Annotated in this window: 20 protein-coding genes, 1 pseudogene and 1 other annotated feature; of the genes and pseudogenes, 3 read left to right on the forward strand and 18 right to left on the reverse strand. The window is 36.7% G+C overall.

All coding sequences use genetic code 11. The features are described from left to right. The 13 genes from cysS to ACH0B5_RS11570 all read right to left on the reverse strand — a co-directional run bounded on the left by cysS (nucleotide 1) and on the right by ACH0B5_RS11570 (nucleotide 13,747). Nucleotides 1-1,404 (reverse strand): cysteine--tRNA ligase, encoded by a 1,404-nt coding sequence (gene cysS / locus ACH0B5_RS11510; protein WP_341362872.1) that lies wholly within the window; start codon nucleotides 1,402-1,404, stop codon nucleotides 1-3. Nucleotides 1,405-1,406: 2 nt separating this feature from the next. Next, on the reverse strand, nucleotides 1,407-2,054 hold the full coding sequence (gene cysE / locus ACH0B5_RS11515) for a serine O-acetyltransferase (protein ID WP_122971248.1): 648 nt from the start codon (nucleotides 2,052-2,054) through the stop codon (nucleotides 1,407-1,409). Nucleotides 2,055-2,135: 81 nt separating this feature from the next. Further along, nucleotides 2,136-2,368, reverse strand: a binding site (T-box leader). A gap of 92 nt (nucleotides 2,369-2,460) precedes the next feature. Next, nucleotides 2,461-3,921 (reverse strand): glutamate--tRNA ligase, encoded by a 1,461-nt coding sequence (gene gltX, locus ACH0B5_RS11520; RefSeq protein WP_122971247.1) that lies wholly within the window; start codon nucleotides 3,919-3,921, stop codon nucleotides 2,461-2,463. 186 nt (nucleotides 3,922-4,107) lie between these two features. Next, complete coding sequence (gene ispF, locus ACH0B5_RS11525) at nucleotides 4,108-4,584, reverse strand: 2-C-methyl-D-erythritol 2,4-cyclodiphosphate synthase (protein WP_122971246.1); 477 nt, start codon at nucleotides 4,582-4,584, stop codon at nucleotides 4,108-4,110. A 2-nt stretch (nucleotides 4,585-4,586) separates the two neighbouring features. Beyond that, nucleotides 4,587-5,279 (reverse strand): 2-C-methyl-D-erythritol 4-phosphate cytidylyltransferase, encoded by a 693-nt coding sequence (gene ispD / locus ACH0B5_RS11530; protein ID WP_122971245.1) that lies wholly within the window; start codon nucleotides 5,277-5,279, stop codon nucleotides 4,587-4,589. A 35-nt stretch (nucleotides 5,280-5,314) separates the two neighbouring features. Further along, on the reverse strand, nucleotides 5,315-6,412 hold the full coding sequence (locus tag ACH0B5_RS11535; RefSeq protein WP_122971244.1) for a PIN/TRAM domain-containing protein: 1,098 nt from the start codon (nucleotides 6,410-6,412) through the stop codon (nucleotides 5,315-5,317). Nucleotides 6,413-6,632: 220 nt separating this feature from the next. Next, entirely contained in the window at nucleotides 6,633-8,009 is a 1,377-nt protein-coding gene (radA, locus tag ACH0B5_RS11540) for a DNA repair protein RadA (protein WP_122971243.1), read from the reverse strand. Between the two features lie 139 nt (nucleotides 8,010-8,148). Continuing rightward, on the reverse strand, nucleotides 8,149-10,593 hold the full coding sequence (locus ACH0B5_RS11545; RefSeq protein WP_122971242.1) for an ATP-dependent Clp protease ATP-binding subunit: 2,445 nt from the start codon (nucleotides 10,591-10,593) through the stop codon (nucleotides 8,149-8,151). Continuing rightward, nucleotides 10,583-11,680 (reverse strand): protein-arginine kinase McsB, encoded by a 1,098-nt coding sequence (gene mcsB, locus ACH0B5_RS11550; RefSeq protein WP_122971241.1) that lies wholly within the window; start codon nucleotides 11,678-11,680, stop codon nucleotides 10,583-10,585. Before mcsB ends, ACH0B5_RS11545 begins: the two co-directional genes overlap by 11 nt. After that, nucleotides 11,677-12,228, reverse strand: a complete 552-nt coding sequence (locus ACH0B5_RS11555; protein ID WP_122971240.1) for a UvrB/UvrC motif-containing protein — start codon at nucleotides 12,226-12,228, stop codon at nucleotides 11,677-11,679. The genes mcsB and ACH0B5_RS11555 overlap by 4 nt, the downstream gene beginning before the upstream one ends. Before the next feature lie 76 nt (nucleotides 12,229-12,304). Then, nucleotides 12,305-12,769: a CtsR family transcriptional regulator gene (locus ACH0B5_RS11560; RefSeq protein ID WP_122971239.1), complete on the reverse strand. Its 465-nt coding sequence runs from the start codon at nucleotides 12,767-12,769 to the stop codon at nucleotides 12,305-12,307. 295 nt (nucleotides 12,770-13,064) lie between these two features. Then, nucleotides 13,065-13,370: a magnetosome magnetite crystal formation protein family gene (locus tag ACH0B5_RS11565; protein ID WP_122971238.1), complete on the reverse strand. Its 306-nt coding sequence runs from the start codon at nucleotides 13,368-13,370 to the stop codon at nucleotides 13,065-13,067. Between the two features lie 146 nt (nucleotides 13,371-13,516). Beyond that, nucleotides 13,517-13,747 (reverse strand): accessory gene regulator B family protein, encoded by a 231-nt coding sequence (locus ACH0B5_RS11570; protein ID WP_122971237.1) that lies wholly within the window; start codon nucleotides 13,745-13,747, stop codon nucleotides 13,517-13,519. A gap of 248 nt (nucleotides 13,748-13,995) precedes the next feature. Here ACH0B5_RS11570 and ACH0B5_RS11575 point away from each other — a divergent pair, with 248 nt between their 5' ends. Further along, nucleotides 13,996-15,306: a globin-coupled sensor protein gene (locus ACH0B5_RS11575; RefSeq protein ID WP_174232653.1), complete on the forward strand. Its 1,311-nt coding sequence runs from the start codon at nucleotides 13,996-13,998 to the stop codon at nucleotides 15,304-15,306. Nucleotides 15,307-15,343: 37 nt separating this feature from the next. Here the strand turns inward: ACH0B5_RS11575 and ACH0B5_RS11580 are convergent, their stop codons facing one another. From ACH0B5_RS11580 to ACH0B5_RS11590, 3 genes are all read right to left on the reverse strand, one after another. After that, entirely contained in the window at nucleotides 15,344-15,847 is a 504-nt protein-coding gene (locus ACH0B5_RS11580; RefSeq protein ID WP_122973441.1) for an acyl-CoA thioesterase, read from the reverse strand. Nucleotides 15,848-15,940: 93 nt separating this feature from the next. After that, nucleotides 15,941-17,368, reverse strand: coding sequence for an aldehyde dehydrogenase family protein (locus tag ACH0B5_RS11585; RefSeq protein ID WP_122973440.1), 1,428 nt, complete (start codon nucleotides 17,366-17,368; stop codon nucleotides 15,941-15,943). Nucleotides 17,369-17,443: 75 nt separating this feature from the next. After that, nucleotides 17,444-18,412, reverse strand: coding sequence for a DUF4003 family protein (locus ACH0B5_RS11590; protein WP_341362873.1), 969 nt, complete (start codon nucleotides 18,410-18,412; stop codon nucleotides 17,444-17,446). Between the two features lie 184 nt (nucleotides 18,413-18,596). Here ACH0B5_RS11590 and ACH0B5_RS11595 point away from each other — a divergent pair. Continuing rightward, nucleotides 18,597-19,807: pseudogene (locus ACH0B5_RS11595) on the forward strand (IS3 family transposase). 66 nt (nucleotides 19,808-19,873) lie between these two features. On the opposite strand, the gene ACH0B5_RS11600 reads toward ACH0B5_RS11595, so the two are convergent. Together ACH0B5_RS11600 and adh are read right to left on the reverse strand one after the other, a co-directional pair. Beyond that, entirely contained in the window at nucleotides 19,874-20,227 is a 354-nt protein-coding gene (locus tag ACH0B5_RS11600; RefSeq protein WP_122973438.1) for a DUF779 domain-containing protein, read from the reverse strand. A gap of 28 nt (nucleotides 20,228-20,255) precedes the next feature. Then, a complete protein-coding gene (adh, locus tag ACH0B5_RS11605) occupies nucleotides 20,256-21,776 on the reverse strand; it encodes an aldehyde dehydrogenase (RefSeq protein WP_341362996.1) in 1,521 nt (506 codons plus the stop codon). Between the two features lie 342 nt (nucleotides 21,777-22,118). Between adh and rluF the strand changes: the two genes are divergently transcribed. Next, nucleotides 22,119-22,823 (forward strand): 23S rRNA pseudouridine(2604) synthase RluF, encoded by a 705-nt coding sequence (rluF, locus tag ACH0B5_RS11610; RefSeq protein ID WP_122973437.1) that lies wholly within the window; start codon nucleotides 22,119-22,121, stop codon nucleotides 22,821-22,823. Nucleotides 22,824-22,862: the final 39 nt, after the last annotated feature.

Genomic DNA, 22,862 nt, shown 5'->3' on the forward strand with positions numbered 1-22,862 from the left:
CTATAAACCTCGTTTCCAACGTGTACCTTGACGAGTATCTTCTAAAATAATATTCATACTCAATAGTTGGTCTCGGATTTCATCGGAACGAGCAAAGTCACGGTTTTTACGCGCCATATTTCGCTCTTCAATTAATGCTTCGATTTCTTCATCTAAAAGTTCATTTTCTGTTGAGAATTTAATACCTAGGACGTCACCTAGTGTATCAAAGGTTTCAATCAATGTTTTTAAAATACGTTCCTCTGTATTACTTTCGTTTAAGTAAGTATTCGCAATACGAGCAAGTTCAAATAAAGCAGAAATCCCATTGGCCGTATTAAAATCATCGTCCATAGCCAGTTCAAATTGCTTTTTCACTTCATTGATTTTCTCGATATACTCGTCACCATTATCAGAAAGGTTTGCTGAAGATGCCAGTCTATATTGTACATTGGAATAGGCAGTACGAAGACGTTCTAATCCAGAACGTGCTGACTCTACTAAATCTTGTGCAAAATTAATGGGATGACGATAATGTACCGATAACATAAAGAATCGTAAAACTTGTGGGTCAATTTGTTGACGAATATCATTCACTAATACAAAGTTACCAAGTGATTTTGACATTTTTTCGTTGTCGATATTAATGTACCCATTATGCATCCAATAACGAGCAAATGTTTTCCCCGTATAAGCTTCCGATTGGGCTATTTCATTTTCATGGTGCGGGAATGTTAAATCTTGACCGCCAGCATGAATATCAATTGTGTCACCCAAATGTTCACGAGCCATAACAGAACATTCAATATGCCAACCTGGTCGCCCTTCACCCCACGGACTTTCCCATTTAATTTCACCAGGTTTTGCTGCTTTCCATAATGCAAAATCAAGAGGATCTTCCTTTTTCTCTCCTGCTTCAATACGGGCACCAACTTTTAAATCATCAATCGATTGATGGGACAGTTTACCATAGCCGTCAAATTTACGTGTACGGTAATAAACATCCCCTTGAGATTCATAAGCGTAGCCTTTTTCAATTAAAACACCGATGAAAGAAATAATATCATCCATATGATTCGTTACGCGGGGATGAACATCAGCCTTGTGGCAACCAAGAGCTGTAATATCTTCAAAGTAAGCATTAATAAAGCGATTCGTTAATTCAAAAACATCTTCGCCTAATTCATTTGCTGCTTTAATGATTTTATCGTCCACATCTGTAAAGTTGGAAACATATTTCACATCATAGCCTTTATATTGGAAATAACGGCGAACAGTATCATAAACAATAACAGGACGAGCATTCCCAATATGAATAAAGTTATATACTGTCGGACCACATACGTACATTTTCACTTTTCCTTCTTCAAGCGGGACAAAGGGTTCCTTTTGTCTCGTTAAAGAGTTAAATATTTGAATAGTCAATTCTATCTCTCCTTTTGAGATTCCACTAGCTGTTGTTTTAATTCTTTTATTTCCTTTTCAAGCTTCACAAAACGATCATTTATTGGGTCAGGGATATTTTGATGGTCAAGCTTCTTATTCGTTGTTGTTTTTACACCATCTTGAATAACTACTTTCCCTGGAATACCTACAACAGTCGCGTTAGGTGGAACATCCTTTAACACAACAGAACCTGCTCCTACCTTACTATTTTCACCAATCGTAATTGATCCCAATACTTTTGCTCCTGAAGCAACTAATACATTATCTTTTAACGTTGGGTGACGCTTTCCTTTCTCTTTCCCTGTACCACCTAATGTTACACCTTGATATAAAATAACATTATCACCTATTTCGCAAGTTTCACCAATGACAACACCAGTTCCATGGTCTATAAAGAAGCGGCGGCCAATTTTGGCACCAGGATGAATTTCAATCCCAGTGAAAAATTTGCTAATCTGTGAGATAGCACGTGCAATGAAGAAAAATCTTCTTTTATAAAACCAATGGGCAATGCGGTGAGCCCAAGTCGCATGGAGACCCGAATAAGTTAATACAACCTCTAACACACTGCGAGCTGCTGGATCGTTTTCAAATACGTTATCAATATCTTCTTTAATTCTTTTAAACACGATGAACACCCCTTACCATTCTCATTTTATAGTTTTGATATTTCCCCCAAAATAAAAACGTCCCTATCTTTCCATAAGAAAGACAGAGACGCTACTGCGCGGTTCCACTCTGATTGAAAGCAAGATACCCATACTAGAAGTCCCTACTTTCCACTCAAAAGTCCATTAACGGTGACGAACCGACTAGCCTACTACATTTCAGCTAAGTACTCAAAGGTGCATTTCCGTAAAATAGCGGTCTAGGTCACTTTCAGCCGGTGATGACCCTCTCTTTAAAACATTTTTTACGTACTTCTCCTTATCAACGCTTTAAAATGATTTATATCTTTTCACGTATAGTTTCTTCTTGCAAAGTTAAATACATTTTACAATAGGTAATTGAAAAGTCAACTAAAATGCAAGTTCGTTATTTTACGAATTTCTCAATGCGTGCAATCGCTTTTTCCTTTCCAATTAAAGCAATGGAATCCGGAAGTTCTGGACCATGAGTTTGACCAGTCGTTACAACACGAATTGGCATAAATAAATTTTTCCCTTTATGGCCTGTTTCTTTTTGAACAGCTTTAATTGCTGCTTTAATCGATGGCGCGTCAAAACTTTCAAGTGCTTCAAGTTGCGCTTTGAATGCAGCCATTACTTCAGGTACTTGTTCCCCTGCTAAAACTTCTTTCGCAGCTTCATCATATTCAATTTCTTCTGTAAAGAATAGGCTAGATAATTCAACGATCTCAGCACCATAACTCATTTGGTTATGATATAGAGAGATTAATGCTGTAGCCCACGCTTGTTGTTCTTCCGTTAATTGTTCTGGAAGTAAACCAGCCTTTTGAAGATGTGGTAATGATAATTCTACTACTTCCTCAAGGGAAAGCTTTTTAATATATTGGTTGTTCATCCATGTTAGTTTATTTTTATCGAACATAGATGGTGATTTTGAAAGACGTTTTTCATCAAAAATTTCGATGAATTGGTCTTTTGTAAAGATTTCTTCTTCTCCTTCTGGTGACCAACCTAAAAGGGCAAAGAAGTTAAACATCGCTTCTGGTAAATAACCAAGTTCTTTATATTGGGTAACGAATTGAATAATCGATTCATCGCGCTTAGATAATTTTTTATGATCTTCATTAACAATTAATGTCATATGGCCGTATTGTGGGTATTCCCAACCAAAAGCATCAAAAATCATCATCTGTTTTGGTGTATTCGATAAATGTTCTTCCCCACGGAATACATGGGTAATATCCATGAAGTGGTCATCTAATACAACAGCATAGTTATAAGTCGGGATACCGTTTGCTTTCACAATTACCCAATCACCAATATCCTTTGACTCAAACGTTACTTCACCACGTACTAAGTCATTAAAGCGATAAGTTGTGTTTTCAGGAACACGCATACGAATCGTATAAGGAATTCCTTCCGCTTCTTTCGCAGCTACCTCTTCTTTTGTTAAGTGACGGCATTTTCCGTCATAAGTAGGTGCAGCAACACCTTTTGCTCGTTGCGCTTCACGGGAAGCTTCTAACTCTTCTGAAGTACAAAAACATTTATAAGCAATTCCGCGCTCTAACAATTCTTCGGCATGTTTTTTATAAATATCTAATCGTTCCATTTGACGGTAAGGGGCATACGGTCCACCAATATCAATCGACTCATCAGGAATAATCCCTAACCAACGCAAATTATCTAGTTGGGACGCTTCTCCGCCTTCTACATTTCGTTCAATATCTGTATCTTCAATACGTACGATAAATTTACCGTTATGGTGTTTTGCATATAAATAGTTAAATAGCGCTGTACGTGCCCCACCAATGTGTAAAAAACCTGTTGGACTTGGCGCATAACGAACGCGAACTTCCTTCGTCATAAAATAAGTGCCTCCTAAATTGGTTCAGTTATAACCATTTTTTAAAAATACGATAACTTTTTAAAAACTGAACGTCCTTGATTAATCTTGTACATTTTACCACTCTAAAATCAGAATGAAAAGAAAGGTAGTTGAAGTTATATCCAGTATTCCGATAGAACTTTTTCCAACTAGTCCGTGAAACTTTTATTTTTTGATTAATAAAATGGTCGCCATTGCAGCTATTCCTTCTTCACGTCCAGTAAATCCTAACTTTTCTGTTGTAGTTGCTTTTACATTTACTTGGGTAGGTTCGGCATTTAATAGTTCGGCGATTCGATTCCGCATTTGCTCAATATATGGCGCAAGCTTTGGACGCTGAGCCATAACTGTACAATCCACATTCCCTAAAACATACCCTTTATCTTCAACAATTTTCCAAATGTACTCTAGCAATTTCGCGCTATCCGCGTCTTTGAACGCCGGGTCTGTATCTGGAAAATGATGTCCGATATCTCCTTCCCCAATAGCGCCTAGAGCCGCATCTGTCACAGTATGTAATAGGACATCTGCATCAGAATGCCCTAACAATCCGCGATCATGGGGAATTGTAATCCCACCTAAAATTAATGGACGTCCTTCTGCAAACGCATGAACGTCAAATCCTTGTCCTACTCTAAACATCATTATCCTCCTAGCTCGTTACGGTGCCTTAATATCGCTTCCCCGAAAACTAAATCTTCCTTTGTTGTTATTTTTACATTTTCATAGGTGCTTTCTACAATATAAACCTGATGATTTAAACGCTCAACTAGCATTGCCTCATCGGTTCCTAAAAAGCCGATTGCCTCAGCCTCTTCTTCTGCCCGCTTTAACAATTCAAAACGAAAGGCTTGAGGCGTTTGAATCATCCATAAACTTTCCCGATCAACTGTTTCAACAATGACACCATTGTTTACTTTCTTCATCGTATCTTTTGCCTTAACTCCAGCAATTACTGCCCCTTTTTCATAGGCTTCCGTTACGAGACGGGATATAATAGGCTTTGTAATAAATGGTCTAGCAGCATCATGAACAAGCACAATATCAACTTGTTCCATTTCTTTAATGCAAGCATATACAGAGTGTTGTCGCTCTTCGCCTCCATTTGGCAATCCCTTTACCTTTGTTATGCCATACTCTTCCAACAAATGTTGAATATAATCCCGTTCTTCAGCCTTTACCGCTAACCAAATACCTGTACAATTATCATCATTTTGAAAAACTTCTAAAGTACGAATTAAAATTGGTTTACCCCCAAGGGATAAAAATAATTTATTTTGCCCCGCGCCCATCCGTTTACCACTGCCAGCTGCAGGGAGTACTACTTCGTAATTCACATATCCACTTCCTAATCTCAAAAAACCTAAGTTGCTTACGCTACTTGTTCATCCTTAGGTTTTGCAAATATCATACGCCCTGCAGATGTTTGCAGGACACTTGTTACTGTTACCGTAATCGATTGGCCAATATAGCTACGTCCACCTTCTACGACAATCATCGTACCATCATCTAAGTAGGCGACGCCTTGATTGTGCTCTTTCCCGTCTTTAATCACAACCACTTGCATTTCCTCTCCAGGTATTACAACCGGCTTTACGGCGTTTGCTAAATCATTTATATTTAGTACTTCCACATGATGTAGCTCACAAACTTTATTTAGATTAAAATCATTCGTTAAAATTTGTGCTCCCATCTTTTTCGCTAGACGTACTAGTTTTAAATCAACTTCCTGGACATCTTCAAAGTCTTCTTCTGAAATTTGCACGGTTGTTGCCCGTTCATCTTGAAGTTTTTTCAATATATCAAGACCCCTTCGACCGCGGGTACGCTTTAACGTATCGGACGAATCGGCAATATGCTGAAGTTCCGTTAAAACGAATTGAGGTACAATTAGCACACCTTCAATAAATCCTGTTGATGAAATATCAGCAATTCTCCCATCGATAATGACGCTTGTATCAAGCAATTTATAATTTGTCTTCACTTCATTTACTTGGAGCGTTGATACATCCAGTTGTTTTTTCCTAGGAAGGGAACTTGATTTCGTAAACATTTGCGATAGTTCATCCCGCTTTGTAAACCCTACACGGAAACCTAAATAACCAAGGATAATTGATAATAAGATCGGTATAATCTCCGTAATAATAGGAATCTGAATACGTTCAATGGCAAACCCAACTAAAAACGCAACAATTAACCCTACAATAAGTCCAAATGTCCCAAACAATAGATCAGCTGCTGGGATTTTAAATAACACGTTTTCCATCCACTCAATCAACTTAACAAAGTAGTCTGATAACGAGAATGATAAAAGGAATAACAAGATTGCTCCTAGTAATATGGATACATATGGATTGTTAAGCCAAGGATTAGATGATAAATTAATGAATTCGTATAATGGCGGTAAAAAAACAAAGCCTAACGCCCCTCCAATTAATAAGAAAGCAATTTGTATTACTCTTTTTAACATACTTCCACCTCCTTTTCTTTAATAACAATTATACATAGTTCCAGTATAGTTTGCCCTATAAATACATCAGCTAATTTTTCATTTGGAAAAATTAGCTACTGTTTTACTTATATGTTAAGTTATGTCTATTTCTAACCAAAATCAAACGGAAAAATGCCTATACACTAAAAATGATTGTATAGGCATACTCCATTTATTATTTTTTTACTAAAAAGAATGGCTACAAGTCTTGGAAACACGCTCTTAATGCTTCATTGATTGTTTCTACTCCAATGACTTGAATACCGTTCGGATAATCCCATCCCCCTAAATTGGAAGCTGGAATAAATGCCCGTTTAAAACCTAGTCTCGCTGCTTCTTGAACTCGTTGTTCAATTCTTGAAACCCGTCGAACCTCACCAGTTAGCCCTACTTCGCCAACAAAACAATCTGTACCTTTAACTGGTTGATCTTTAAAACTGGAAACGATGGAAGTTAAAACAGCTAAGTCAATCGCTGGTTCATCTAGTTTAACTCCACCCGCTACTTTTATATAGGCATCTTGGGCTTGTAAAAGCATCCCCATTCGTTTTTCTAAAACCGCCATAAGTAATTGAACCCGATTTTGTTCTACTCCCGTAGCCATCCGTTTAGGATAATTAAAACTAGTCGGTGTGACGAGTGATTGAATCTCGACTAAAATCGGCCTTGTACCTTCCATAGAAGCAACAATGGTCGAACCTGCTACATCGTGGGAACGCTCCTCTAAAAACAGCTCTGAAGGGTTAGAAACTTCTTTTAAACCTGCATGAACCATTTCAAATATTGCAATTTCGTTCGTCGAACCAAAACGATTTTTTACGCTGCGCAATATTCGATACGTATGATGCCGTTCCCCTTCGAAATATAAAACTGTATCTACCATATGTTCTAGTAATCTTGGACCTGCAATTTGCCCTTCCTTTGTTACGTGGCCTACTAGGAAAATGGCGATTCCTTTTGTTTTAGCAATGCGCATTAATTCCGAAGTACATTCACGAACTTGAGAGACACTACCAGCAGCACTTGTAACTTCTGGATGATGAATTGTTTGAATGGAATCGACAATAACAAATTTAGGTTGTACTTCTTCGATTGATTGGTTAATTAATTCCAAATTCGTTTCGGAAAGGATATATAGCTCAGGAGATTTCACACCAATTCTTGCCGCCCGCAACTTTGTTTGACGCATTGATTCTTCTCCGGATATGTACAATAAACGATGACCTTTATTGGATAAAAGGGCTGATACTTGAAGCAGTAAAGTTGATTTCCCTATCCCAGGGTCTCCGCCAATCAATACGAGGGATCCCGGAACAATCCCTCCACCTAGCACCCGATTTAACTCTTCCATTTCGGTTTCAACACGCGGTTCATCCGAAGTTTCTACATTGATAATAGGAGTGGCTTTTTGCGAGATGGAATTTGAATGTTGAAAAGCACCTCGAGGACCTTTCGTTATTACTTCTACTTCCTCAACCATCGTGTTCCATCCACCACAGCCCGGACAACGCCCCATCCACTTTGGAGATTCATAGCCACAGGAGTTACAACAGAATTTCGTTTTCTTTTTTACCATATCGTCTCTCCTTCATTAGTAATCTTATGTTCATTGTACATGACAACCTTTGAAAGTTCCTTATATTTCCCCACGTAAAATCCTTCCATATTAAAAAGGTGGTTGACTAGAAATTAAGTCAACCACCTATAATTATGCATTAATTTGAAAGAACTTCGCTTTTGGGTAAGACGATAAATTCATTATCAACATAGTCAATCACAACACTTTGACCTGTTGAAATCGTACCTTTTAGCAACTCTTCGGATAAACGATCTTCCACATGTTTTTGAAGGGCACGACGTAATGGACGAGCTCCGTATTGTGGATCGTATCCTTCTTCTGCAATTTTCTCTAATGCAGCATCTGTCAACTCAAGCTCAATATTTTGCTCTTTTAAGCGAGTTGTTAAAGAGTTTGCCATTAATGAAATAATTTGTTTTAATTCGTCTTTTTCTAGAGAGTGGAACACAATCATTTCATCGATACGGTTTAAGAATTCAGGACGGAATGCTTTTTTCAATTCCTCAAGCATTGTCCCTTTCATATCTTTATATTTGTTAGCAGAATTATCACCAATTCCGAAACCTAAAGATTTTTGATATTTAAGGGCATCTGCGCCGACGTTAGAAGTCATAATAACAACCGTGTTTCGGAAGTCTACTGTACGACCTTTTGAATCCGTTAAACGACCGTCATCTAATACTTGAAGTAAAATGTTGAACACATCTGGGTGAGCCTTTTCAATCTCATCCAGCAATACAACAGAGTATGGTTTACGACGAACTTTTTCAGTTAACTGTCCGCCTTCATCGAATCCAACGTAACCTGGAGGTGAACCTACAAGACGGGAAGTCGAATGTTTCTCCATGTATTCTGACATGTCGATTCGAATCATTGCATCTTCATCGCCGAACATTACTTCTGCTAGAGCACGGGCAAGTTCTGTTTTACCAACACCAGTAGGACCTAGGAAAATGAATGAACCGATTGGTCGTTTTGGATCTTTTAACCCTGCACGGGCACGGCGGATAGCACGAGAAATCGCTTCAACCGCTTCTCCTTGACCAACGACACGTTTGTGCAATTCTTCTTCTAAGTTTAGTAATTTCGCTGATTCTTCTTGAGCAATTTTTGAAACAGGAATTCCAGTCCACATGGAAACAACCATTGCAATGTCTTCAACAGTCACTTTAGACTCTTCTTTACCTTGTTTTTCTTTCCATGTTTTCTTTGTTTGCTCTAATTCATCTTTAATTTTTTGTTCTGTATCACGAAGGGCAGCCGCTTTTTCAAACTCTTGGCTTGAAACTGCCGCATTTTTTTCGTTACGAACGTTTTCTAATTTATCTTCCAAAGCTTTTAAGTTTGGTGGCACTGTGAAAGAACGTAAGCGTACTTTTGAACCTGCTTCATCGATTAAATCAATCGCTTTATCTGGTAAGAAACGATCGGAAATATATCGATCAGATAATTTTGCTGCCGCTTCTACTGCTTCATCCGTAATTTTCACACGGTGATGCGCTTCATAACGATCTCTTAAACCTTTAATAATTTGAATTGTTTCATCTACAGTTGGTTCATCTACTTGAATTGGTTGGAAACGACGTTCTAACGCTGCATCCTTTTCAATGTATTTACGATATTCATCTAATGTTGTAGCCCCAATACATTGTAGTTCACCACGGGCTAATGAAGGTTTTAAAATATTCGATGCATCAATAGCACCTTCTGCACCGCCAGCACCGATTAATGTGTGTAATTCATCAATGAAAAGAATTACGTTACCTGCTTGGCGAATTTCATCCATTACTTTTTTCAAGCGGTCTTCAAATTCACCGCGATATTTAGTACCCGCAACAACAGTACCCATATCTAATGTCATCACCCGTTTATCACGAAGGGTTTCAGGTACTTCATTATTGACGATTTGTTGTGCAAGACCTTCTGCAATAGCCGTTTTACCTACCCCGGGTTCACCAATTAATACAGGGTTGTTTTTCGTACGGCGGGATAGTACTTCAATTACTCGTGTAATTTCTTTGCTACGGCCAATCACTGGATCCAATGAACCTTCACGGGCAATGGCCGTTAAGTCACGAGCTAATCCATCTAAAGTCGGTGTATTTACCGATTGAGTTGGGTTTGTTGAGTTTTGAGCTGCGTCATTGTTTCCAAGTAATAAAAGAACTTGTTGACGAGCTTTGTTTAAGCTAACACCCGCATTCGCTAAAACTCGAGCAGCTACTCCTTCACCTTCTCGGATTAAAGCAAGTAATATATGTTCTGTTCCTATATAAGCATGACCTAATTTTCTAGATTCATCTACCGATAATTCAATTACCTTTTTAGCTCTTGGAGTATAATGAACGATTGGACCGACATCTTTTGAACCTTTCCCCACTAACTCCTCAATGCCTGATTCAATAATTTGTGGACTTACATCGATTGCTTCTAATGCTTTTGCTGCAATTCCACCGCCTTCACGAATAAGGCCAAGTAAAATATGTTCTGTTCCTATAGATTCGTGCTTCCAACGAATAGCTTCTTCTTGTGCTAATTGCAATACTTTTTGTGCACGTTGAGTAAAACGGTTAAACATCATATCTTTCCTCTCCTTTTCCCATTAACTTTTGATTGTTCGTATTAAGCTTTTCACGTAAAAGTTTTGCTCTATACATATCGCGTTCACTTGCTTGAAGAGTTGTACCGGCATATTGTTGTACAAAGCCGGGTTGTATGAGGATCATACACTCATTTAAAACATGTAATGGAACTTCCTTAATGATTCCTAAATCCACTCCAAGGCGAACATTGGATAAACAAGCAGCAGCTTCTTCGCTCGTCATAATACACGCATATTTTAAAATACCTAATGAGCGATTAAAGCGGTCTTCTAATACTATTCGAGAATTTTTGAATAATGCCTCTCGTGCGCCTCGTTCATTTTTAATAATTTGGACAACTACATTTTGTAAGTCTTCTAAAATTTCCTCTTCCGACTTTCCAAGAGTTACTTGGTTGGAGATTTGATAAATGTTTCCTAGGTTTTCACTACCTTCTCCATATATCCCTCTTACAACCATTCCTAAGCGGGCTAGCATTTGTGTAACAACCTTAATTTGCTTAGACATCGTTAGGGCAGGTAGATGCATCATAACGGATGCACGAAGTCCTGTTCCAACATTCGTTGGGCAACTTGTTAAATAACCAAATGTATCATTATACGCATATGGTAAATGTTTCTCCAATTGATGATCCAATTTCGAAGCCTCTGCATATGTTTCTAAAAGCTGTAATCCAGGAGCTAAACATTGGATTCGTAAATGATCTTCCTCGTTTACCATAATGCTGATCGTTTCGTCATTTGAAATAAGAACGGAAGCTGACTTTTCTTTTTTAGCTAATAGAGGGCTAATTAAATGTTTTTCAACTAACACTTGACGTTGCAATGAAGGCATTTCTTTAATTGTAAAATGGGAAAACTTATGCTCGTCATTAATCGCCATTAAAGCTTGTGTGACAACGTCATCAATTTGTTGTGCTTCCCCATCCGTAAAACTTAAAGGGAAACGATATCCATCTAAGTTTCTTGCTAATCGAATGCGTGTACTTAATACAATATCTGCATCAAGACCTTTAACATCCATCCAGCCTGGCGCCTCACTTTTCAAAAAATGTTCTAAATTCATGGTGTATCAACACCTCCACGATCAAGCTTGCGTTCCATATCTCTTATTTCATCCCGCAGCTTGGCAGCATCTTCAAAACGTTCATCTGCAATCGCTAATTGTAGTTGTTCTCGAGCTGTTTCAATTTGTTTTTTGATCCACTCGTTATGATGACTTGGTTTGCCCGGAGCTTTACCGCTATGCTTTGTTCCAGCTTGAATTTTATTTAATACTTGTGGAAGCTGTGTACTGAAAGTTTCATAACATTGTGGACAACCAAGCTTCCCTTCATTCAAGAACTTACGAAAAGTAAAACCGCATTTTGGGCATTCAGTTGCTTTCTGACTTGTCGATTGGACCTTTTCTACCCCGTTATTCCACACTGGTAAACCAAATAAATTGGAAACAAGTTGATGAATTGGAATTTGTTCTTCTTTATGAAAATCTAAATTGAAAGGATGAAAATTTTGTGCACATACCTCACAATAGTGTTTTTCGCTTTTTTGGCCATTAATTACTTGTGTAACCGTTACTGTAGCCTGACGTTCCTTACAGTGTTCACAATTCATGACCTCACCTCTTTTATCAAATAAGTATGGAAAGTAATAAATAAGTAATGAACTTCCTTTATATTACCTATTGTTCCTATTTATCGTATTTTAATGTTGTTAACATAGACTTTAAAATCAATGACCTCAATTGGTCCCTCGTCGGCAATTGTATTCGAAGAGTCGACCGATCAATTGCAGCAAGCATTAATTTTGCTTCCCGTTTAGAAATGACTTCTTCATCGATCAAACGATAGATAATATCCTCTGCCATCGATTGGGTAGCACCGTTATCAATTTGGTCTATCATATCTTCAATCAAATCAATCTTAGAATGAGCTCTTACTCGTAAAATTCGAATATATCCCCCACCACCACGTTTACTTTCAACTAAGTAGCCTCTTTCGGCGGTAAATCTCGTATTAATAACATAATTGATTTGCGATGGTACACATTGAAATTTATCCGCCAATTCACTTCGTTTGATTTCAATATGTCCTTGACCACCTAATTCGATAACTTGTTTCAAATACCCTTCAATGATGTCAGATATATTTCTCATTTTTATACCTCACCCCATCCATTTCTGACTTTGACTATATTTGACTATATTATATTAACATCAAAATCAAAATGCAAATCAAATGCCTATACTATTTTTTCGTTCGAATAGCGTTTAAATTATTTTATAGCTATCCTATTTATATCCATAAAAAAGGCGGTCTCATTAATAGTTGAGACCACCCTCATTTTAGCTTTTTGAGCGAAGGATTAAGAAATAGTCTCCACATACCATTCTGGTTAATTTTGGATTTATTTCTTAGTATTCCTTTTATTCACTTAAACTAAACCTATTTTTATACCCAACGACCAACAATCGGGTAATTCCAATTTTCACCCATTAACGCTTTCACAATGCCAATAATCGGAACAACAACCGTCATAATTCCGAAGACAATTAAAAACGGAATTCCAATAATTAAAAAGCTAAAGATTATTGAAATAGTATTTAAAATCCACATAACACCTTGGAATAGTAAAGCTTGGATCGAAATTCTTTTAATTTCATGTTCTGAACTTAGTAGCCAGAATAGGACTGGAATAAGTACAGGCATCAAAAAGGCACTTGCATGTATGATTACCTTTGCCCATTTATTATCCATTTATAAATCAACCTTTCGTTTCGTTTTTATAGTTATAGTATATTTACGAAGTTCGTACTAAATAGTTTCACTTTTTTTCAAACGAATAAACCTTATTTAAAAATAAAAAACCGCCAGTAAAACTAGCGGTCTATCAACATAATTCATTATTTGGATACTTTTTTCTTACTACTTTCTGGCTTTGGATCTGGTTTTTCTTCATTATTATACGGGAATAATAAATAAGCAATCATTCCAGAAAAGATAGTTGCTATTACTACAAGTAATACACTATCACGGGTTGAAACTTCCTGAAAATAGTTTCTTAACATGAAAATAGAGCCTATAGCAACAATGACCATTGTTGGGATAACAAATTTAAAGCGGTGCTTTTCCATCTTTAACTTCCTTTTCTATAAATATTTACTTCACTTTTCCACGTTAGTTACATCATAAACTACTCGTATTTTACATGGGATAAAAACAAAATACAAATTAGCCCTATAGTTAGGTTACTATTTCATAATTTAATCCAACTAACAATCTATGTAAAATTTCATAATATTTTCAATATATTATTGTTACAATCTATGAAAATAGAACGATAATATAGGTAAATACATAATGGAATGGAATGGATAAAAGGATGGCTATTTTCAGAAGTAATTCACAAAAAGTGTTAGCAAACTATTTCGAAGTTGAAAAATACATAAACGAAGTCGAGCTAGATGTTGCAAAGTACCCAGACTTAACTAAACAAATTCAATTAATTAAATTAACAAAAGAAGAATTAGCGATTTTAAGACAATTAAAACCTTTCACTGAACAATTTATTCCAGAAATGGTGAATCAATTTTATGCAGCAATTATGCAAAGCGATCATTTAATGGGGATTATTAATAAACATTCGAAAATTGAACGATTAAAAGTAACCCTTACAAAACATATTACCGATATTTTTGAAAGTCGTATTAATAGCAACTATATAGAAGAACGAAAAAAAATTGCCGCTACTCATGTACGTATTGGATTAGAATCCCAATGGTATATAAGCTCCTTCCAATCATTAATGACTACATTTATCCATTTTGTTAATGGATTAGATATTTCAAAAGAAGATACGACAAAAGCGATTAATGCCTTTTCGAAAATCATTAATTTGGAACAACAATTAGTTATTCAAGCTTACGATGCGGAACAACAACGAATTCGTCAGATTGTGGAAGATATGAAACATTCCTTATTGAACACAGTACAAAATACTGCTGAAGAATTACATGCTATCAGCCAAGAAACGACTGCTTCATTACATGCCATTTCTTCGGAATCTGGAAGTATTGCTACAGCAACAAAACAAGGACTAGATTTTGTAGCGGATACAGAAGAAAAATCAAATTATGGAAAAGCACATATTGAAACACAAACAGAGTTAATGAATGTTATTTTAGAACGAGTCAATATGTTAGAAAAATCGATGATCAACTTACGAGCTTCTTCTCAGAAAATAACAGAAATCGTTGGTTTAGTAACAGGTATCGCCGATCAAACAAACTTATTAGCATTAAATGCTTCCATTGAAGCTGCACGGGCTGGTGAGCATGGAAAAGGCTTTGCAGTTGTTGCTGAAGAGGTTCGTAAACTAGCCGAAGAGACGAAGAGCGCAGTTCAAAATGTTTCTCACTTAATTCGCGAAACAGAAGAAAATATCGAAAATATGACTTCATCAGTAGGCAATGTGGATGAACAAGTGCAAAAGAGTGTACAAACACAACGTAGTCTTGAGGAATCCTTTAATTCTATAGCCAAAGCTGTATCAGGGATTAAAGAACAATATACAAACACAACTAAAGACATTACTGAGATTTCAAGACTAATCCACGAATTAACCGAAAGTGTAGACCAAGTATCCGCTTCTTCCGATTCATTGCTAAATGTTGTTCACGAATTAACAGATTAAATAGAAAGGACCTTCTCTATAAGAAGGTCCTGTTTTTTTATTCATTTTCTAAAAGCAGTCGACGCTTTTGTGTACTTTCCTTTTTTGCTTGACGTAATTGCCTGCGAGTATGTCCTGTTTCAAACAGTTGCTTCTCCCTTTCCGTTTCTGGGTAAACACTAGGTACCGGGATAGGTTTCCCTTCCTTATTAACGGCGACCATGGTCACAAAGGATTCAGTCGTTAATTTTTCTACCCCTGTTTTAATATTTCGTGACATTACTCGAACGTAAACTTCCATTGAAGATCGTCCTGTGGAAGTTACCATTGCTTCTAGTTCTAGAATATCACCTGCATAAGCCGGAGAGATAAAATCAACGGAATCAAAGGATGCTGTCACCACTTCAGATCGTGCATGTTTCATAGAGGTAATGGCTGCTATTTCATCGATATAAGCTAATACTCTTCCACCAAAAATAGATTGATGATGATTCGTATCAGGTGGTAAAACTAAGTGTGTTTGAAAAGAACGAGAATGACTCATCGGCACTGCATTGCTCATGATAAACCCTCCATAGTTACTACTCTCTTGATGTTAATATTTGATAACCTAATTTCATTTTACCCTAAAAAAACGAAAGTCGAGAACTATTATTTAAATGGTTGTTTTAATTGTGATGAATTTCAATTCGGTCATTTCATCAATCGCAAATTTAACCCCTTCTCTACCGTAGCCACTACTTTTTACACCACCATAAGGCATATTATCAACTCGGAAAGTTGGAATATCATTGATTACAACTGTACCAGCTTCTATTTCATCAGCAGCTTTCATCGCATCCGTTAAAACATTCGTATAGATTCCAGCATTTAAACCAAAATCGGATTCATTCACTAATGCAATCGCCTCATCTAATGTTTGATAAGGTACAATGGAAACGATTGGTGCAAAGGTTTCTTGACAAACAATTTTCATATCCGGTTGAACATTCGTCATAACTGTCGGCGTTAATGTTCGCTGTGTAAATTCTCCGCCTGTCGCAACAACAGCTCCTGCAGCTTTCGCCTCTTCAATCCATTGTTTGATACGTTCTACTTCGTTAGGATTAATCATTGCACTCACATCTGTTGATGGATCTAGAGGATCTCCTAATTTCAACTTCTTCGTTTCTTCAACAAAAGCAGTCGTAAATTGTTCATATATCGATTCGTGTACATATACTCGTTGTAACGAAATACAAACTTGCCCTGAAAATCCAAAGGCCCCACCGACACATCGAGAAACTACCTTTTCAATTGGCGTACTAGGTTCAACAATAAGTGCTGAATTTGAACCTAGTTCTAATGTCACCTTACGCAATCCGACTTTTTCTTTTATTTTAAGTCCAACAGCACTACTACCAGTAAACGTCACTTTTTTCACAAGGGGATGTGTTACTAATGTATCACTTAACTCTCCCCCTGACCCTGTAACAATTTGTAATGCCCCATCTGGTAAACCAGCTTCTTTAAAGATCTCTGCCATAACTAATGCACTTAAAGGTGTTTGAGTAGCTGGCTTCAACACTACTGTATTCCCTACGGCAAAGGCAGGTCCTAATTTGTGAGAAACTAAGTTGAAAGGGAAATTAAAGGGTGTAATCGCCGAAACGACACCAATTGGAACCCGTTTCGTATAGCCGATTCGATCCTTTGTTCCTGGTGCAGCATCAAGGGGAACCGTTTCACCCATTGATTGTTTTGCTGCTTCTGCTGAAAATTGATACGTTGAAATCGTACGATCAATTTCAATTAATGCCGTCGTTAAAGGCTTTCCAGCTTCAGAAGCTAGAATTTTTGCAAGTTCCTCTTTACGACCGCGCATAATGTCTACCACTTTATATAAAATTTCTGCCCTCTCATAAGCAGTCGTCTTTTTAAAAGATTGAAAGGCTTTATGAGCACCTTCAATTGCTCGTTCTACATCCTCTACAGAAGCTTTCGCCACTTCTGCAATAGTTTCCCCTGAATAAGGAGCTGTTAACGCGTAAACATCGTTAGCATCTGTCCAAACACCATTTATCCATAATTTTGTTTTTTCCATAGATACCACTCTCCTCATCGTTATAACCCCATTGTAACACTGTTCGGTAATATCCACTTCTTCTAAAGTTTGTAGTTAATTTAAAAAATCCACTACATCTGATAAGCCAGGCGGCAAAAATCCAACCAAATCTACAAGAATGTCTGCGATATCTAACAGTCCAGTAAGATCCGATAAAGGCGTCATTTCAATTAATTCTTGTATTTCAAGGACATCTTGAATCACCTTTTTTATAGCGATAATAAGGGCGTATGATTTATTACTTTTCAACTCTTTTATCTCTATAAATTGATGATGTAATGAGACAATCGCATCTACTTTCGACTCATTTGTAGCAGCTAGAGCTAATACACCTAAATATGGATAATGAATCCTTTTCACTTTAATATCCCGTTTTAATAATTCTTCCCGTAATTGTACGACATATTGCAATAAGACTTCATTATAGTCGGAACTATAGACAGTCAAAATTTGGGCTAACCCTTGAAGAGAATTCCCCATCGTAAAATGATTTTCTCTTAATTCGTTATAGTATTTTACAATGGTGTCTGCTTGCGTTTTCGGTTGTTCGTTCATATCTGAAGATAAATACACTACAAATGGAACATCTTCATTAGACGTTAAAATCCGTTGTTGACGATTTAATTCATCAAACAATTGTTTTGCCCTAATGGCATGTTCCCTATCATCTTCCTGTAAAAAAAGAGCAGCTAAAGCGCGGTGGGGGGTATTTTTAAATTTAACTTCTTTTAACAATTGATCTTTCTTTATGAATGATTGAATTGTTTCATCCATATTGTTTTGTTGTGAAAATTGAATGGCCAATTTATACTTCATTTTCAAATCAAGGCGTACCGAGGAGGATTTTGTTTTTTCCTCGATTTCGTCAATTATTTTTTGTAAGATTACCCCACTAAATTCTTTTTTTGAAAATGTATATGTACTTGCAAGAAACATCGTCAGTTGTGGGTCCTGACCCCCTGTATAATTAAAAACCCGATGATAGTTATCTATAAATGCTTTTATAAATTGTTCGTCACTCATTTTTAATCACTCCTTACCTTTTATACGAGATGAGATGAAAATTCGTTTCAAAAATGAAAAGACCTCTTGCTAAATTCTTTGATATGCTCCCCTTCGGGTAGACAGATAACAAATAAAATCTGTTTACCTAGGGAGAGTCTTTTTTATGGCTAGAATTAAACATTCCAGAGAATAAAAATTAGCTATATTAACTCAACTTGAAAATGGAATTTATTCAGTAAATGAAATCGCATCTATGTTTAATGTTAATCAGGAGACGATAAGGATTTGGAGAGATAAATACGAAGCTTTAGGAGCAGAAGGTCTAGAAAATGCTAAAAGCTGGAAACCATATTCGAAAGTGTTAAAGGAAGCAGCTATTCAGGATTATCTATCATTATTCATTGAGAGAAGTGACAAGAAAGTATGAGATATCTAGTAAATCTGTTTTGAGACAATGGATTAAAAAGTATAATGGTCATAGAGCAATGAAAGATACGGGGAAAGGAACATCCAGCCCATTTTAAAAAAGTTAGAGGAAGTCGAAAGGAGGCGACGTTAAGTCAAATTCAATCAATGGACAAGTATAGACTATTCAAGAATTACATACTAAAGAGAAATTTTCTGTTTCGCTCCTCTGTAAAATTGCAGGAATTGCACGTTCAGCTTATTATAATGGCTAAATCGAACACCTACTGCTAGAGAACGTGAAAATGAAAAAATCATCAAAGAAATGAAAGCTCTTTACAAGCAAGTTGAAGGGATTTATGGTTACCGCCGTATGAAGCTAAATTTGAACCGTAGGTTTAACAAGCATTATAATCACAAACGAATCTATCGCTTAATGAAGGTAGCTGGATTACAATCCGTTATTCGTAGAAAACGGAAACGTTATATTCGTTCGACTCCCCAACATGTTGCAGAGAATTTATTAAATCGTGAATTTACTTCAAATAAACCTAATCAAAAATGGGTGACTGATGTAACAGAGTTGAAATACGGTTGTACAAAGAAAGCCTATTTAAGTGCTATTTTAGACCATTATGATGGTTCAATTATTAGTTACGTATTAGGACATTCAAACAATAATGATTTGGTATTTACGACGTTAGATCAGGCAATCGCTACCTTACATAATGAACATTCGTTAATTCATAGTGATCGAGGGTATCAATATATATCACATGGATTTAAGAGAAGAATTGATGAGGCGAAGATGACACATAGTATATCACGCGTAGGGAGATGTATTGATAATGGACCAATGGAGTCATTTTGGGGAACATTAAAGTGCGAGAAGTATTATTTATATAAATTTGATGCGTTTGACGAATTAAGTAATTTTATAATCACAAAAGATACCAAGAACGATTAAACGGCTTAAGCCCTATGGAGTATAGGACCCAAGCCACTTAATTCTATTTTTATTATTTCCACTGTCTACTTGACAGGGGGCAGTTCATTTAGCAAAAGGTCTATCCTTTATTTTAATTGGGCTAATTCCTCAGCATTAAATGCCCTAGATTTAGTTAAGAACCGTTTTCCTTCGACTCCTTCTAATGAAAACATACCACCGCGACCGTCCACAACATCAATAATGAGTTGTGTATGCTTCCAATAATCGAATTGATTTTTATGCATGTAAAACTTCACTCCACCAATTTCACCGAGCAACACATCGGCATTTCCAATGATTAAATCCCCTTCAGGGTAACACATTGGGGAAGAACCATCACAGCAACCACCCGATTGATGGAACATTATCGGTCCATGTTTCGCTTTTAACTTTTCAATTAATTCAAGGGCAGCATCTGTAGCGATTACACGTTCAACCACATGAAATCCCCTTTCAAAGTTAAATGGTTTAGAAGAAGCCAAGCTTATTCGGGCTATAGCTAACAAGCAAGTTTTTCGTTTGTTGATAGTGCTCCAACATCATTAAGTGATTTTCTCGACCTACACCAGACATTTTATAACCACCGAATGCTGCGTGAGCAGGATAATCATGGTAGCAGTTCGTCCATACACGACCAGCCTCTATTGAGCGACCAATACGGTAAGCTGTGTTAATGTCACGAGTCCAAACTCCTGCTCCTAAACCGTAAAGTGTGTCATTAGCGATTTCCAACGCCTCTTCCTTCGTTTTGAAAGTTGTAACAGCTACTACTGGTCCAAAAATTTCTTCTTGGAAAATACGCATGCTGTTATCTCCTTTAAATACAGTAGGTTTTACGTAATAACCATCCGTAAAGTCTTCCCCTAGTTGATTACGTTCTCCACCAATTAATACTTCTGCTCCTTCTTGTTTACCGATATCGATATACGATAAAATTTTCTCCATTTGTTCAGAAGAGGCTTGAGCACCCATCATTGTATTTGGATCTAACGGGTTACCCGTTTTAATTGCTTCTACACGTTTTAATGCTCGTTCCATAAACTTCTCATAAATGGATTCTTGAATTAATGCGCGGGAAGGACAAGTACATACTTCGCCTTGGTTTAACGCAAATAATACAAATCCTTCAATCGCTTTATCTAAAAACTCATCATCTGCTTCCATCACATCTTCAAAGAAAATATTTGGTGATTTACCACCTAATTCAAGGGTAACGGGAATAATATTTTGGGATGCATATTGCATAATTAAACGACCAGTTGTCGTTTCACCAGTAAAGGCAATTTTCCCGATTCGTGGGTTAGATGCTAAAGGTTTTCCAGCCTCTAAACCAAAGCCATTAACAATATTTAATACACCAGGTGGTAATAAATCTTCTATTAATTCCATTAATACCATGATGGATGCAGGAGTTTGCTCAGCTGGCTTTAATACGACACAGTTTCCTGCTGCTAACGCTGGTGCAAGTTTCCAGCAAGCCATTAAAAGTGGGAAGTTCCAAGGGATAATTTGACCTACTACTCCAATAGGTTCATGGAAATGGTAAGCTACTGTATCGTCATTAATTTGACTAATGCCACCTTCTTGCGCTCGAATTGCCCCCGCAAAGTAACGGAAATGGTCAATTGCTAACGGCAAATCTGCATTTAATGTTTCTCGTACAGCTTTACCATTTTCCCAAGTTTCAGCGACAGCTAACATTTCTAAATTTTCTTCCATACGGTCAGCAATTTTATTTAAAATTTTTGCGCGTTCTGCAACGGATGTTTTCCCCCATACTTCCTTCGCTGCATGAGCTGCATCAAGAGCAAGTTCGATATCTTCTTCTGTTGAACGTGCTACTTGTGTAAATACTTTTCCCGTAACAGGCGTTATATTTTCAAAGTATTGACCTTTGACTGGTGGCGTCCATTCTCCTCCGATAAAGTTATCATACTTGTCTTTGAAATTTACAATTGCTCCTTCTGTGTTTGGAAATGCATAAGCCAATGTTAGTACGCTCATTTTTAATTTCTCCCCTTCATTATGATATCTTTAAAGCCAATACCCTTTCGTGCTGACTTCCCCCATTTATCAAAAGGTATTACTAATTTATATGACGGTTATTCTAAAAATAGAACTAGAAAAATAGATTTTTTTATAAAATAAATAGAATAATTTTAAATCGACGAATTTTATTTAATAAGTACGTTGCTAATTGTATGATAGAGAAGTTTATTAACATGGAAACGGGCAAAAATAGATATGGATAAGAGTTGAAAAGTAGTATTCGTTTTATTCAAAAAAGCGTTGTTATTGTATACTTAAGTTATTACATTTATAGGAGACTTTATGAGAATAAATAAATTTTTAAGCGAAACAGGCGTTGTTTCTCGTCGTGGTGCAGATAAATGGATTGAAGAAGGTAGAATTACGATTAACGGTGAACTGGCTACAATAGGTAGTCAAGTTCAGGACGGGGATGTCGTTTGCGTTGATGGCAAACCTGTCAAAAAAGAAGAAGAATTAGTATATATTGCATTAAATAAACCCGTTGGCATTACTAGTACAACAGAAAAACATGTGAAAGGTAATGTCGTTGACTTCGTTGGACATTCAAAACGCATTTTCCATATTGGTCGACTAGATAAGGAATCGGAAGGGTTACTACTGCTAACCAATGATGGTGATATCGTAAACGAAATTTTACGTGCCGAAAATCATCACGAAAAAGAATATGTTGTACAAGTGGACCAACCAATTACAACATCCTTTTTAAAACAAATGGCATCAGGTGTTGAGATTTTAGATACAAAAACATTACCTTGTAAAGTTGAAAAAGTATCATCCCATGTATTTAAAATTATTTTGGAGCAAGGTTTAAATCGTCAAATTCGTCGAATGTGTTCAGCCCTTGGTTATTCCGTAAAACGATTACAGCGAATTCGAATTATGAATATCCATCTTGGCAATTTAAAGGTTGGCCAGTGGAGAGACTTAACAGAAAAAGAAAAGGTAGAGCTATTTCAACTATTAAACTACACACCTAAAAAATAAAAACAAAAGGCAGAAATGTTTTACTTTCAACATTTCTGC

The organism is Ureibacillus sp. 179-F W5.1 NHS (assembly GCF_045369345.1).
Classification (GTDB): Bacteria; Bacillota; Bacilli; order Bacillales_A; family Planococcaceae; genus Ureibacillus; species Ureibacillus halotolerans.

Excerpts from the sequence above, each read along its gene's own strand:
- gltX (WP_122971247.1), bottom strand. The coding sequence starts at position 3,921 with ATGACGAAGGAAGTTCGCGTTCGTTATGCGCCAAGTCCAACAGGTTTT.
- ispF (WP_122971246.1), bottom strand. The coding sequence starts at position 4,584 with ATGTTTAGAGTAGGACAAGGATTTGACGTTCATGCGTTTGCAGAAGGA.
- ACH0B5_RS11535 (WP_122971244.1), bottom strand. The coding sequence starts at position 6,412 with ATGTTAAAAAGAGTAATACAAATTGCTTTCTTATTAATTGGAGGGGCG.
- radA (WP_122971243.1), bottom strand. The coding sequence starts at position 8,009 with ATGGTAAAAAAGAAAACGAAATTCTGTTGTAACTCCTGTGGCTATGAA.
- ACH0B5_RS11545 (WP_122971242.1), bottom strand. The coding sequence starts at position 10,593 with ATGATGTTTAACCGTTTTACTCAACGTGCACAAAAAGTATTGCAATTA.
- mcsB (WP_122971241.1), bottom strand. The coding sequence starts at position 11,680 with ATGAATTTAGAACATTTTTTGAAAAGTGAGGCGCCAGGCTGGATGGAT.
- ACH0B5_RS11555 (WP_122971240.1), bottom strand. The coding sequence starts at position 12,228 with ATGAATTGTGAACACTGTAAGGAACGTCAGGCTACAGTAACGGTTACA.
- ACH0B5_RS11560 (WP_122971239.1), bottom strand. The coding sequence starts at position 12,769 with ATGAGAAATATATCTGACATCATTGAAGGGTATTTGAAACAAGTTATC.
- ACH0B5_RS11565 (WP_122971238.1), bottom strand. The coding sequence starts at position 13,370 with ATGGATAATAAATGGGCAAAGGTAATCATACATGCAAGTGCCTTTTTG.
- ACH0B5_RS11570 (WP_122971237.1), bottom strand. The coding sequence starts at position 13,747 with ATGGAAAAGCACCGCTTTAAATTTGTTATCCCAACAATGGTCATTGTT.
- ACH0B5_RS11575 (WP_174232653.1), top strand. The coding sequence starts at position 13,996 with ATGGCTATTTTCAGAAGTAATTCACAAAAAGTGTTAGCAAACTATTTC.
- ACH0B5_RS11580 (WP_122973441.1), bottom strand. The coding sequence starts at position 15,847 with ATGAGCAATGCAGTGCCGATGAGTCATTCTCGTTCTTTTCAAACACAC.
- ACH0B5_RS11585 (WP_122973440.1), bottom strand. The coding sequence starts at position 17,368 with ATGGAAAAAACAAAATTATGGATAAATGGTGTTTGGACAGATGCTAAC.
- ACH0B5_RS11590 (WP_341362873.1), bottom strand. The coding sequence starts at position 18,412 with ATGAGTGACGAACAATTTATAAAAGCATTTATAGATAACTATCATCGG.
- rluF (WP_122973437.1), top strand. The coding sequence starts at position 22,119 with ATGAGAATAAATAAATTTTTAAGCGAAACAGGCGTTGTTTCTCGTCGT.